This is a genomic window from Butyricimonas faecihominis (assembly GCF_033096445.1).
Classification (GTDB): domain Bacteria; phylum Bacteroidota; class Bacteroidia; order Bacteroidales; family Marinifilaceae; genus Butyricimonas; species Butyricimonas faecihominis.
Genome location: NZ_AP028155.1, coordinates 1,763,931 through 1,777,066, shown reverse-complemented (window position 1 = coordinate 1,777,066; position 13,136 = coordinate 1,763,931). Strand labels below are relative to the sequence as shown.

The 13,136-nt window shown below is 38.1% G+C and carries 12 protein-coding genes; 3 read left to right on the top strand and 9 right to left on the bottom strand.

Annotated elements, in window-relative coordinates; translation table 11 throughout:
• Window positions 1-65 precede the first annotated feature (65 nt).
• From rfbD to R8806_RS07420, 3 genes are all read left to right on the top strand, one after another.
• Window positions 66-920 (top strand): dTDP-4-dehydrorhamnose reductase, encoded by an 855-nt coding sequence (rfbD, locus tag R8806_RS07430; protein WP_124317974.1) that lies wholly within the window; start codon window positions 66-68, stop codon window positions 918-920.
• 38 nt (window positions 921-958) lie between these two features.
• Complete coding sequence (locus R8806_RS07425; protein WP_124317973.1) at window positions 959-2,569, top strand: ABC-F family ATP-binding cassette domain-containing protein; 1,611 nt, start codon at window positions 959-961, stop codon at window positions 2,567-2,569.
• A 105-nt stretch (window positions 2,570-2,674) separates the two neighbouring features.
• Window positions 2,675-3,607: a UDP-glucuronic acid decarboxylase family protein gene (locus tag R8806_RS07420; protein WP_124317495.1), complete on the top strand. Its 933-nt coding sequence runs from the start codon at window positions 2,675-2,677 to the stop codon at window positions 3,605-3,607.
• Window positions 3,608-3,610: 3 nt separating this feature from the next.
• Here the strand turns inward: R8806_RS07420 and R8806_RS07415 are convergent, their stop codons facing one another.
• The 9 genes from R8806_RS07415 to R8806_RS07375 form a co-directional block, all read right to left on the bottom strand.
• A complete protein-coding gene (locus tag R8806_RS07415; protein WP_124317494.1) occupies window positions 3,611-4,789 on the bottom strand; it encodes a glycosyltransferase family 2 protein in 1,179 nt (392 codons plus the stop codon).
• Window positions 4,790-4,794: 5 nt separating this feature from the next.
• Complete coding sequence (locus tag R8806_RS07410) at window positions 4,795-5,871, bottom strand: endonuclease/exonuclease/phosphatase family protein (protein ID WP_124317493.1); 1,077 nt, start codon at window positions 5,869-5,871, stop codon at window positions 4,795-4,797.
• Window positions 5,872-5,878: 7 nt separating this feature from the next.
• Complete coding sequence (locus R8806_RS07405; protein WP_124317492.1) at window positions 5,879-6,970, bottom strand: endonuclease/exonuclease/phosphatase family protein; 1,092 nt, start codon at window positions 6,968-6,970, stop codon at window positions 5,879-5,881.
• A 32-nt stretch (window positions 6,971-7,002) separates the two neighbouring features.
• Window positions 7,003-8,166 (bottom strand): glycosyltransferase family protein, encoded by a 1,164-nt coding sequence (locus R8806_RS07400; protein ID WP_124317491.1) that lies wholly within the window; start codon window positions 8,164-8,166, stop codon window positions 7,003-7,005.
• Window positions 8,163-9,602: a lipopolysaccharide biosynthesis protein gene (locus R8806_RS07395; RefSeq protein WP_124317490.1), complete on the bottom strand. Its 1,440-nt coding sequence runs from the start codon at window positions 9,600-9,602 to the stop codon at window positions 8,163-8,165. Before R8806_RS07395 ends, R8806_RS07400 begins: the two co-directional genes overlap by 4 nt.
• 4 nt (window positions 9,603-9,606) lie before the next feature.
• The gene (locus R8806_RS07390) at window positions 9,607-10,536 is read right to left on the bottom strand and encodes a glycosyltransferase family 2 protein (protein ID WP_124317489.1); all 930 of its coding nucleotides are present in this window, start codon (window positions 10,534-10,536) and stop codon (window positions 9,607-9,609) included.
• 6 nt (window positions 10,537-10,542) lie between these two features.
• Entirely contained in the window at window positions 10,543-11,208 is a 666-nt protein-coding gene (locus R8806_RS07385; protein WP_124317488.1) for an acyltransferase, read from the bottom strand.
• A gap of 11 nt (window positions 11,209-11,219) precedes the next feature.
• Window positions 11,220-12,125, bottom strand: coding sequence for a sugar-transfer associated ATP-grasp domain-containing protein (locus tag R8806_RS07380; protein ID WP_167513944.1), 906 nt, complete (start codon window positions 12,123-12,125; stop codon window positions 11,220-11,222).
• Window positions 12,126-12,428: 303 nt separating this feature from the next.
• Window positions 12,429-13,130, bottom strand: coding sequence for an OmpA/MotB family protein (locus tag R8806_RS07375; protein ID WP_124316007.1), 702 nt, complete (start codon window positions 13,128-13,130; stop codon window positions 12,429-12,431).
• Window positions 13,131-13,136 lie beyond the last annotated feature (6 nt).

Below are 13,136 nucleotides of genomic sequence, written 5' to 3'. Positions count from 1 at the left end.
GGCTAAAGTGAGTGGGTTTTGAGCGGCGAAATCATAAATTTAAAATCATAAATCTAAAATTATATATGGCGAATATATTGATCACGGGTGCGAATGGACAGTTAGGTACAGAGTTGAGAAATCGTAGCTTTTCTTTGCTGGATGACGTGTTTTACACGGATGTTGAAGAATTGGATATAACGAATTTTAAGGCGATATGTGCCTTTATTGAGACGCATGATATTGACACGATCATTAATTGTGCTGCATACACGGCTGTCGACCAAGCAGAAGACGATGAGGAAAAAGCGATGAAATTGAATCGTGATGCCGTGGCTAACTTGGCCAATGCTGCCGTGAAACTGGATTGTCTGCTGGTCCATATCTCGACAGATTACGTGTTTGACGGGACATCGGATCATCCTTATACGGAAAAAGATGCTACAAATCCGCAGAGCGTGTACGGGAGAACAAAATTGGAAGGAGAACAGGCTATCAAAAAATCGGGATGTCTGTATATTATTATCCGTACAGCTTGGCTGTACTCCGGGTATGGACATAATTTCGTGAAAACAATATCCCGTTTGGCTTCTGAGTGGGACGAGTTGAACGTGGTGAACGATCAGTGGGGAACGCCGACTTATGCGGGGGATCTGGCCGAGGCTATTATTAGCATTATGGAACGGGATGATCTCCCGGAATTGGAGGGGGTATATCACTTTACGAATGAAGGTGCTTGTACGTGGTATGATTTTGCCAAAGAAATCGTGGCGATTACAGGGGCAAATTGTAAAGTGAACCCAGTGACAACCGAGGAATATCCTTCTAAAGTAAAAAGACCTGCTTATTCAATTTTGGATAAGACAAAAATTAAGGAGACTTTCAATTTGGAGATCCGGGATTGGAGAGAAGCATTAAAAAGTTGCATGGCAACTTTTTAACGTGTATCTTCGCGGGCGTTTTTAGAAAAAGATAAATAATGATTACAGTTTCGGATTTAGAGATTCAGTTTGGGAAGAGAACTTTGTTCCGGGATGTGAATTTGAAGTTTACACCGGGGAATTGTTATGGAGTAATAGGTGCCAATGGTGCCGGGAAATCTACGTTCTTGAGAATATTGAGTGGCGATTTGGAGCCAACGCGGGGAACCGTGATGTTCGGACCGGGAGAACGGTTGTCGGTATTGAAACAGGACCACTTTGCTTATGACGAGTGTACGGTTTTGGATACCGTGTTACAGGGACACTCCTCTTTGTGGAAGGTGATGCAGGAGAAGAATGCGATATACATGAAGGAGGATTTCTCGGATGAGGACGGGATTCGGGCTGCCGAACTGGAAGAGCAGTTTGCCGGGATGGACGGATGGAATGCGGAGAGTGATGCGGCGAACTTGTTGAGTGGATTAGGTATTAAGGAAGATTTGCATTATTCCTTGATGAAAGATATAAGTGGAAAGCAGAAAGTACGGGTTTTGTTAGCTCAGGCCCTATTCGGGAAACCGGATAACTTGTTATTGGACGAGCCCACGAATGATTTGGACTTGGAGACGGTTATGTGGTTGGAAAATTATCTGGCCAATTACGAGAACACGGTCTTAGTGGTATCGCATGACCGGCATTTTCTGGATTCCGTGTGTACACATTCGGTAGATATTGATTTTGGTAAGATTCAGTTATTTGCCGGTAACTATAGTTTTTGGTATGAGTCGAGCCAGTTAGCTTTGCGTCAGGCTCAAGCTAAGAATAAGAAGGCGGAGGAGAAGAAGAAAGAGTTACAGGAGTTTATTTCCCGCTTTAGTGCTAACGTGGCAAAGTCAAAGCAAACCACGAGCCGTAAGAAAATGTTGGAGAAATTGAATGTAGAGGAGATTTTACCTTCTACCCGGAAATACCCCGGGATTATCTTTACCCCGGAACGGGAAGTGGGTGACCGGATTTTGGATGTTCGTAATTTGAGTAAATCTATCGAAGGACAGACCTTATTCCGTGATGTGGAGTTTACCGTGGAGAAAGGGGATAAAATTGCCTTCCTGTCACGTGATCCGAGAGCGATGACTGCCTTGTTGGAGATCCTTGCTGGGAATGAAAAACCGGATACGGGTAGTTTCACGTGGGGAGTAACGATCACGAATGCCTATCTTCCGTTGGATAATTCAGCTTATTTCCAGACGGATATGACTCTGGTAGAATGGTTGGGACAGTACTCTGCAGATACAAGTGAAACGTTTTTGAGAGGATTCCTCGGGAAAATGTTATTTTCCGGGGAGGATATTTACAAACGGGTGAAAGTTTTATCCGGGGGAGAGAAGATGCGTTGTATGATAGCCAAGATGATGTTGACAAATGCGAATGTCTTGTTATTGGATTCTCCGGCCAATCACTTGGATTTGGAATCCATTCAGGCTTTTAATAATACATTGGTGGCGTTTAAAGGAATCGTTTTAATGAATTCTCATGACCATGAGATCATCCAAACCGTTTGTAACCGGATCATAGAATTAACACCTAAAGGGATGATAGACAAGCGAATGGATTTTGATGATTATATCACGAGTGATAAGATTAAAGAACAATTGAATCAGATGTACTGATATTCATTCTAATTGTCTCTGTGAATAAAAATATTCGAAAATCACACTAATTAGTGTGATTTTCGAATATTTTTTGTATGTTTGTATAAATAATAGAGGTGAATTATGAAGTGTGTATTAGTGACTGGCGGAGCTGGTTTTTTAGGGTCACATTTATGTGATCGATTAATAGAATCAGGTAATTATGTGATTTGTTTAGACAATTTTTTTACCGGTTCGAAGGAAAATATTCAACATTTGGTAGGTAATCCTAATTTTGAATTGGAGGAACGGGATATTATCTGGCCTTATATGAAGGGAGTGGATGAGATTTATAATCTGGCTTGTCCGGCATCTCCGGTACACTATCAATATGACCCGATAAAAACTATAAATACCTCTGTTTTTGGTGCGGTAAATATGTTGGAATTGGCGAAAGGGGTTAAGGCAAAGTTGTTACAGGGGTCTACGAGTGAGGTTTATGGTGATCCAGTGAAACATCCGCAAACTGAAGAATACTGGGGAAACGTGAATCCTATCGGGCTGCGTTCTTGTTATGATGAAGGAAAGAGATGTGCGGAGACATTGTGCATGGATTATCACCGTCAGGCCGGGGTTGTGGTGAAAATTATTCGTATATTTAATACTTACGGACCTCGTATGGCTCAGAATGATGGGCGCGTGGTATCGAATTTTATCGTGAATGCCTTACAAGGAAAAGATATTGAGATTTATGGTGATGGAACCCAGACACGAAGTTTTCAATACGTGGATGATTTAATCGATGGTATGATTAGAATGATGGCCACGGAGGATAATTTTACTGGTCCGGTGAATCTTGGTAATCCCGGGGAATTCACGATGTTGGAACTGGCAAATTTGGTATTGGAGTTGACAGGGTCAAAGTCCCGAATCGTGTTTGGAACACTTCCGGAAGATGATCCTAGGAAGCGCAGGCCGGATATAACGTTAGCTAGAATGAAGTTAAGCTGGCAGCCGATGATCCCTTTGCGGGATGGGTTGGTGAAAACGATAGATTATTTTAAGTCTCAATTGTAATTGTTATCCTCTTTTCGCTTTTTCCCAAGTTCCTTTACCCTTGTGTTTTTTCAGATAGAAAAGTGCTTTCAACACGTTTAAATTCATGAACATGAAGTAGTAAGGGATAAATAGAATCTTTATTTTTATCTGTTTTTTGGCCATAATAGCCCCGAGACAAGCTAGAACGTAAAAGATAATTTGTAGGATGATTATGATCTTGTAGAGGGATGCTCCCTGTGCAATGACGAGAATCAAATTCAACGGGAATAGTAGGAATAATAGAGCGGGCGTAACCGACCAGCGTAGTACCCGGTGTGATATATATTGAAAGGAGAGGGTGCCATATTTGAACAGGTTGAGTAGTCCTTTTAGCCGAGCGATAGATTGTAAGCCCCCTGCTGCAATGCGTACTTTGCGTTTTTGTTCTTCGTGCATATCCGCGGAGCCGGATTCAATGGCGTAGGCCTTGTCGCAATAGGCAATTTTATAACCTTGCATGGCAATTCGTAGCGAGAGAATAAAGTCATCCAGTAAAGTGTCTTCGGGCATGGGGTTGAATAATTCCGTACGGATGGCGAATAATTCCCCTGCAGCTCCTACTGCCGAGTACAACTTGGAATCCCACGCTTTTAATTTTGATTCGTAGCGCCAGTAAAAACCTTCTCCACCTGAAACAGCGTTGTCTTTGTCCTTGTTTTCGATACGTTTCTCCCCGGCCACGCACCCCGTTTTAGGATTGGTGAAACAAGTCATAATTTCTTTTATCGATCCCACGTTGAGCATCGTGTTGGCATCTGTGAAAATCGTGTATGATGTTTTAATAAATGGCATTGCCCGGTTCAGGGCTGCCGTCTTTCCTCTGCGCTCGGGGGAAAAGAGAACCGTTACGTTCGGGTATGTGGCCAATAACATATTTGTTGAATCGGTGGAACCGTCGGTAACCCAGATCACGTGTAACTTGTCTTTCGGGTAATCGAGAGTCGCACAGTTATCCATTTTTGCTTTGATGATCTTTTCTTCGTTGTAAGCTGCGATAAGTAGCGTAACATCGGGAAGAGGTTCCGGAAGTGTTAATGGCTGTTCCGGGTGGAGTTTTTCTTTGATTTTGACAAGGATGTATAATAGGATTCCGTATCCGATGTATGTGTAGAATACGATAATAATGGAAATCCAGAATAGGTATTGAAGAAATTGTGTCATAATTGTTATTTTAGATAGAATTCACTGATAACCGGGTTATGATCGCTCCATCCTTTTTCCGGCGAGTAATAGTCTGTACATTTAAACTCTTTAGAATAAAGGATAAAGTCAATGCGTAACAGGTGGTGTATTCCCCGGAAGGTATAGGCGTATCCGTTACCTCGTGTTTTGAAACTGTCCTTTAAGTTTCCCTTGATATGTTGATAAGTGTAGGATGAAGGGGTGTCATTAAAATCTCCACAGACGATTGTGGGAATTCGTGTCGTGTCAATAACTTGTCTTACAATTTGAGCCTGCGTGGCTCTGATCTTGAAATTTAGGGCTAATTCTTGTGATATATCCGTTACGACGTCTTCTACTTGTTGTATGTCTGCATTTTGTAGTGCGGGATCATCTAGTAATTTCCGTTTCCTGCTGAAATTTGTTGTTTGTAAGTGACAACTGATTATTCTTGTCGTTGTTTCCCCGGTTTGAATATCAACCCACATGGCATCATTTGTTTGGGAATCAAGAGGTATCTTCCCGAATCGCAAAATAGGGTATTTACTAAAAATTCCCGTTCCCAAGGTTGTGGAACCGGGTAAGTAAGTTATTGCATGATGGGGGCAGTTTAACAAATGGGAAAGAGTGTCTGCGTTGATCTTGGTGTTTTCCCGGTATTCTTGGAAACAGATAATGTTAGTCTCGTTATTTTTTAGAAATTCCGAAATATAGTATTGGGTTTCCAAATGTTCCCATGATTTGAATTTTCCCACGTTATAGCTGGCTATACGTAGGGGAAGTTTTCCATCCGGTAATTCGGAAGATGATAGTGTCATTTGAAAGATTGACGTGATATAACCGCTATTTAATAAAATGGCGATGATAGGTATGATTACCCACCATTTTTTTCTAATGATCCAGTAAACGAGAATTAGTAAATTTATAATCAGAACAACAGGAATAGCTAACCCGATGAACGTGATAAATATTGATTCATTGGGGTCTGTCTGTCCGGCCATGTATGCGATGAGGCTAAATCCAGCCGTAACGAAACTAATCGGGACCATTAAGAGTGAAAAGAAATATCTGAGAGCTGCCATAGAAGTCTTATCTTGATGTTGTTTTTAATTTTACTTTCATTATAATCGGGTTATGGTCACTCCATGGAAGATGGGGTGAATCGTACACTAATCCTGTGAAAGATTTGTCGTAACTGATAAAATCTATTCGTAACAATCCTTTAATCCCGTTGAATGAATGTCCATATCCTTTCCCTCGATCCCGAAAACCGTCTGTTAAGTTATTTCCTGCAATATGGTTATAGGCAAAGGACACGGGCGTGTCGTTGAAATCTCCGCATACAATGACAGGGTAACGGGTCGTGTCAATGATGTTTCGAACTTGTACAGCTTGGCTGGCACGAATGACAAAGTTGGCTTTTAGTTGTTCCACGATGTTCACAAGTGTCCGGGCCTGACCTTTCCAGTCTTTAACGCTTCTGTATTCTTCATATTTTTTGCCATTCATGCTGACATCTGTTGTTTGTAAGTGGTTATTGAATACACGGATGGTATCTTTTCCGATTAAGATGTCTGCCCACATACTATTGTTCTTTTCGGAATTAAAATTGATTTCACCGTATCGAATTATGGGATAATGACTATATATGCTGATCCCAAAATTGGCCCATGCTGTTTGTCTGTTAAAAAACACACATCGATTGGGAAGTCCGAATTTTTGTTGAATGGTGATGCTATCCAGATGTGATTCTTCACAATGTTCTTGGATACATAAAATATCAATGTGATTGTCTTCTACTAATTTTTTTATATTATATTTTATATTTCGTGCGATCCAGTAGAAACCTTCAACATTATAGCTAGCGATGGTGATTTCATCTTTTGGAGCATAGGGAATATCTTGTTTCCAAGGTGATTGAAACATTCCTGAAAAGAATTGATGATTACTGATGATTGTGATAAATGGTAATATAATCCACCATTTTTTATGGATTCCCCAAAATACTAGGAGATATAAATTGACTAATATAATTCCCGGCATGAATAGACCAGATAATGCAGGAATCCACCATTTATCAGGATTGATACATGGTGCAAAAATTCCACATACGCCCAAGAATGTCATTCCTAGGGTTGCTGGTTTCATTAACAGGTAAAAGAAAAACCTTAGTGCGGCCATTTCTCTTTATTAGGGATAAATTTATTTGTATATTATGTGGCAAAGTTAGCAATATTGTTATTGTTTGGATTTATTTTGTCTTTTTTCTGCATCTCATCAAGTACCTTTTTCATTTGGTTATTCCATGAAAGATGTCGAATCGAATTTCTTATTTCTAAAGGCGTGATATGCAATTGATTGTAGAAATTGAGTATTTGCTTTATATCCACAGCTTCCTCGTTTGCGGGAATTTTCATGATATAAGGCATATTTTCAAAATCTTCGTCTATTTCTGAATAGATGAACGGAATACCTCTAGCTGCATATTCTCTGTTTTTAAGCGTTTTAATATTTGTGATTCCACTACGATGGCGTCCCAAACTGCCGATTCCGAAATCGCATAGTTCAAAAAGAAGGTCAAGCATTTGTCCAGCTTGCCGTCCATGCAGGATAACATAGGGAGCTAGGTGATTCTCTTTGATGATAGACATATATTCTTCACGCTCTCTTAGGCTAAAAAAATCTCCAATAATATGAAAATACACTTTGTATTGGGGAGCATGAATGTAGTAATTAGCAAGACCCTTCAACAAGCGGTCAAATCCGTGCCAATAGTGAATCTCGGCGACCCCGATTAAATGAATTTCTTGTGAAGTGTCGTTTGCTTCTTGTTTTACGGGGATGTCCTTGAAATCAATCCCATTAGAGATTTGGAGTGTTGGGATTCCGAATATCGTTTTGTAATTGGAAAAGGTGATAATTCGGTCTAAGTATTTAGCAAGTTGTTTCCTAAAACATTTGTCGATAAGTAGTTGTATCTTCCCTTTGGATAGAATGTATTCTTGATCGTACGGATACGTGGGAATTTCCATAACCACATGGATTCCGGCTTTTTTTATTTTACTAACCAGTCTAATTGTGAATGGATTGGCATTGTGGTCCGAGCGAATATATACCAGATCAATCTGGTTTTTAATAATGTAGCGGAAGACCGAATTGAATTCAAAACGTTTGTATAGTTTTCCTTTTATACCATCTCCGTAATCTGCCAGAATCTCTTGATCTAGCATACGGTATTTTATTCCTTGTTTTTCCGATAAATAACAAAGATGGGTCTCCACCCCGTTAGCTTCGAGTGCTCGTACTTGATAGTGGATCTTTTTGCTAATTCCATTGGTGGCGTGAAAGCCATGGAACGTGAGAAATAATGCTTTCATGCTTTGAATTTAAGTAGTTTCACCAAATTGTATTCTTTTGTGATATGAATATAGGTTAGATCTATCCCTATAAAGACAACTGATTTTATGATCAAATTGATAAATAACGAATATGGAGTTATGAAAGGGGTAATTAAAAATAGTGTTAGAAATACGATACTACCGAGTAAGATAGGGGAGAGAAATTGTTTCCCTAAATGAATGATAGAACGACGAAAGGTGATGTAATACATTTGGTAATAGCATTGAAGAAAACTGATTGAAAACGTGATCGTGATACTCCAGGCTACGCCATCCAGTGTTTTGAAAATAAATAATCCGACGCATATACCTGCCACGTTGATGATTGATGAGAATAACCCACATAAAAATAGGCTCTTTGTGTCGTTGGATGCTTGGAAAATGGAGCCGGAGGTAGACATGATGATTTGTATCCCGACAGAAATAGATAATATTTGAAATATTGATACAGAGGGCATCCATTGTTCACCGAATACGATCAAGGTGATTTCACGTGCCGAGAACCAAAGGAAAACAGATAATGGCAACCCGATGAAAGCTAGTAAACGGATGATTTTTTCATATGCACCTGCCAGATGATTTAAATCATGCTGATAGTCTGAAAAGATGGGGTGCATCACGGGAGTGATGACATGGGTGATATTTTGTAAAGGAAGCATCATCAGCCGATATGATTTTTCGTAATATCCCAAGGGTGACATTCCCATGTATTTCCCGATAAGGAGCTTGTCGAGATTTCGACTAAAATAGTTGATGATATTGAATATGAACTGATAAGCCGAGAATTTGAATATTTTCCGGATAGAAGGGATGCCCCAGGTCATTTCCAGTGTTTGAGGATATTTTTGATAAGATATGATAAATAGTAGGATACTGGAAAGAATGGGATTTATAATTAAAGCATAAAGTCCTGCTCCACCAAGAGCTGCCAGAATAGCGATTATACCTCCGCTTACTTGCACACCAAGACTTCTCCATGCGAGAAATTTGAAAGCTTTCGCTTTATACAATAGGGCATTCGGGACAATGTTTGCTGATGCGAAGAAAAGATTTATAGCTAATAGCTGGGTGATCGTCTTCATGCTCGGTTCTTTGTAGAAAAAGGAAATCGGCCATGAGCAAAGGAAAAATAATAGTGTTAAGATACACCCGCTCCATACCGTGAATGAAAACAATTGGTTAAGATCTTTTTGTTGAAGTTCCTTGTTTTGTATGATAGCCGCTCCTATTCCGAGGTCACTGAATATGCTGAAAAAAAAGGTGATAACCGTTACTACGGCCACGATACCGAATTTATCCGGGGATATTAATCTGGCAAGTACTCCTGTAATAATCAATGATATGAGAATACCCGAATATTTAGCAATGGCTGTATAAAAAACACCGGAGAGTAGCTCTTTTTTAATCGAACCCATAAAATTATCTTTTTAGTAGAGATTTGAAAAGTAACACGCAAATTGTTTTGCAATTCACATATTTGGAGTAGTCTATTAGGGCGCATTTCGCAATGTAAAGACGTTGTTTTGCGGGTAGTCTAAAAGCATTTCGTATGGCAGCGTTGAGCATTTTAGATAAGTGATTATGAATGATTTCTCTTACTTCGGCCTGTAAATACGTGTAGTTTTTTAATTCATTTGCCACGGTAAAGTATCCTTGAATATTCTTCATTGAAAATGGACGGGTGGTGATAGAGTTTTTTCTTACTCGTCTTTTGAAAAAAGTTCGTTGAATATATTTTACTCGTGTAGCATTTAAATATAACAGAGCCGTGTATAATTCATCTTCATGAATAATGTGGGGATAAAACCGAATATTATTTTTTTTCAGGAAACTTGAACTGGAAAAACTAAGACAAGCAGATGTCCGGAAATTACCTGTTTGATCCTGTATCTTTAACAATTCTGTCCCTTGCCAAACGTTATCGGATATTTGCAAATTGCGTTGATATTGGTAGTTTCTTGGACATGTATTTTCAGCATAGAAACTTTCTGCATCGAAAAAGACAAAATCTAATTTTTCGGCAATACATTTCTGATAACATATTTCCAGTGCATCTTTTTCCAAAAGGTCATCACTGTCCATGAAATAAACAAATTCTCCAGATGCTTTTTCTAGTCCGGTGTTGCGGGATATGGATAAACCTTGATTTTCTTGAGAGAATATTTTTATTCTATGGTCTTGTTTTGATAGTTCCAAGAGTAGAGAAAGACTATTGTCTGTGGAACCATCATTTATGATAATGATTTCAATGTCATATAATGTCTGTTTTTGTATTGATTCAACGGTTTGTTTTATGTATAACTCTGTGTTGTATACAGGAATAATCACGCTGACTTTAAATGAGTTCATTATATTCTAAATATGGTTACTATTATTATTGACAAGGGGAACTAATTCTTGTGTCCGTTCCCATGTTTTGTTTTGAAAATTGTATCGTTTGATAATTTTCGCAGGATTGCCTACGGCAACAGAATAATCGGGAATATTTTTGGTAACAACGCTTCCTGCTCCAATTTGGCATCTTTTACCGATATGAACTCCTGCAACGATGACTGAGTTGGCCCCGATATGGGACTCATCATCAATGATAACTTCTTTTTTTACTAAAGCCTGTTCGTTAGAATCCCGTTCTCCATCTTCATATCCATGATTGAAACCGGAAATAAAGACATGTTGTCCTAAGCCTACTTTATTGCCTAGATATACGGGACCTATAATGACAGAGCCGATCCCGACACGGGCATTATCACCGATAATGATATTGCCCGCTCCGTTATTTATTGTTGTAAAATCTTCGATAATCGTGTTATTACCAATAGAGAACTGATTCCACGGGAACACGTCGATACGTGATTTTCTTCGGCGGATGATAGCCCCTTTTCCTTTTTTGTGTACGAAGGGATTAATGAACCATTTAACCCAGAGACGAGGCCGGGGATTATTCGCAGGGGAGATTGACCACATGATAAGCCTCTTAATTTGAGTATTTCTTTTTATAACAGTTTTTAATTTATCAAACATTTGATGTGTTTTTATAGATCTTTAATTCCATAGTTTTCTGAATACCAAAAGTCTGTGGGAGAATTTATTTTAAAATGATTTTTAAGACCTCCATAGAAATCTTGTAAAATACTTATATCAGGCCCATTGTTTGCTTCGATGACAACTGGACCGTCTTCGGTATAGGCGATGTCCCAACCAATATATTTTATATCGCAAAATTTGAAAGCGAGCTTTAACGTGAATTCTACAATCTTGTCCCAGAATGGAATATGGAATCCTTCAAATTTGAAATTAGTATAAGGGTGTGCTAGAAACTTTTCCTGATTATTTGTTAGGGCATATTTATAGAGTTCTCCGGTGTTTGGATTTACTTTTGTGTAAAGACCACCTGAAGTTGCGTTATCAATTTCCATTCCTCCATGTCCCATTCTTAATAGTGCGAATAAAATTTTTATTTTAGAGTTATCAATACATTCAGTTACAATTCTAAATGTATTTATTGAAAATGGGTATATTTCATTTATAATGGTATGTTGTGTTAACCCGGCCTGAATGATATAATCTTGTTTAACGATTTCTTTTATGTATTCAAGATCTACTATAACGTTTTTTTGTTTATCAATAAAAGTATTAGGATTTGTCTTATTTAATACGTGAATACCAGTGCCTCCAACTCCGAATCTTGGTTTTATAAAAAGTTTTTTGTCTGGTATATTTTGAATAATTTCTAATGTTTCTTGTAAAGTTATAATGTTTTGCTGATCATTTAGAAATGAGTTATTTCTAGTATAGAGAATTGTTTTTGGTTGATTTATTCTTAAACCTTGACAGATTGTGTAGAAGAGAAATTTGTCTTCGCAAAGAATATTCCTTTCTTTGAAAGATTTCGGATAGAGCAGATAATAAGCAAAGTAATCTGGAATATAATTTTTCATTTCTGATATGCTTAGAGGGCAATCTGAGCGATACATATTATAGCGGAAATATTGTATTGGGTATATTTTCCAATATTTCCATAGTTCATGTGTTTCTTTTCGAATTTTTGATGGACTTTTCTTTTGGGTACACTGAATGTATTGGTTGATATAGTAATTGTTTTTTTGTTTGTAATAAATCCGGTGTGATTTTTCCGAACTTTTTTTTATGAAAAAATATAATATTCTTTTTGTAAATGACATGGTAATAAGTAATTTACGTTATTGATTCTTGATAAAGATTTTCAAAATAGAATTATTTTGTTACTTGCTTTGCTCTAAAATTCTAATGATTTGTTGTTCTGCATTTGTTTTTATTTTGAATTCAACTCGTCGGGAACGTTCTTTGTTTTCTGTTTGATTTGGATTATAGATTAGATGACTGGAAGATAAACCGTTGGCGGTAAGTTTACTTTTAGTCCAGTGGAGTAGTTGTTCATCTTTTATCTGCGAAAGGATATACTCTAACACTTTGCGAGTCCTGTCCTGTGAAAGTTCCATATTGTTGAAATAAGCTTGATAGGGTGAGGATTCTCCGGCCCATTCGCTGGACGTGTGGCCTTCTATACGAATCTCTTCAATATCGTTCTTGTATTTGGGATCGGTTAGAATCTGTATGAATCGGGGAAAAAAACTATCCAGAATACTTTTGAAATGATCGTTTAACTCGGCACTTCCAACATTAAATAAGATTTCGGGATTTTCAAAACGGATGGAAAGCGTTAAGGAATCCAATACGGCATTCCAGATTTGCAGATTCTTTGTAAATTCCTTTTTTAAATCGTTCGTGATTTCAACCTGTGTGGTTTCATAGGTTTGGGCAATGGAAGTTATTTTATTTTTTTCGAGATTCACACTTCTCATATACACGATAGAAATGAAAAGAAAGATCATCATAAGTACAGACATCAAGTCTGAGATTGACATCCATTGGTTTTCTTCTTTCGATGATTTAAATATTCTCATAATACA

Bases quoted from the DNA above. Each gene is read 5' to 3' on its own strand.
- rfbD (WP_124317974.1), top strand. From the start codon at position 66: ATGGCGAATATATTGATCACGGGTGCGAATGGACAGTTAGGTACAGAG.
- R8806_RS07425 (WP_124317973.1), top strand. From the start codon at position 959: ATGATTACAGTTTCGGATTTAGAGATTCAGTTTGGGAAGAGAACTTTG.
- R8806_RS07420 (WP_124317495.1), top strand. From the start codon at position 2,675: ATGAAGTGTGTATTAGTGACTGGCGGAGCTGGTTTTTTAGGGTCACAT.
- R8806_RS07415 (WP_124317494.1), bottom strand. From the start codon at position 4,789: ATGACACAATTTCTTCAATACCTATTCTGGATTTCCATTATTATCGTA.
- R8806_RS07410 (WP_124317493.1), bottom strand. From the start codon at position 5,871: ATGGCAGCTCTCAGATATTTCTTTTCACTCTTAATGGTCCCGATTAGT.
- R8806_RS07405 (WP_124317492.1), bottom strand. From the start codon at position 6,970: ATGGCCGCACTAAGGTTTTTCTTTTACCTGTTAATGAAACCAGCAACC.
- R8806_RS07400 (WP_124317491.1), bottom strand. From the start codon at position 8,166: ATGAAAGCATTATTTCTCACGTTCCATGGCTTTCACGCCACCAATGGA.
- R8806_RS07395 (WP_124317490.1), bottom strand. From the start codon at position 9,602: ATGGGTTCGATTAAAAAAGAGCTACTCTCCGGTGTTTTTTATACAGCC.
- R8806_RS07390 (WP_124317489.1), bottom strand. From the start codon at position 10,536: ATGAACTCATTTAAAGTCAGCGTGATTATTCCTGTATACAACACAGAG.
- R8806_RS07385 (WP_124317488.1), bottom strand. From the start codon at position 11,208: ATGTTTGATAAATTAAAAACTGTTATAAAAAGAAATACTCAAATTAAG.
- R8806_RS07380 (WP_167513944.1), bottom strand. From the start codon at position 12,125: ATGAAAAATTATATTCCAGATTACTTTGCTTATTATCTGCTCTATCCG.
- R8806_RS07375 (WP_124316007.1), bottom strand. From the start codon at position 13,130: ATGAGAATATTTAAATCATCGAAAGAAGAAAACCAATGGATGTCAATC.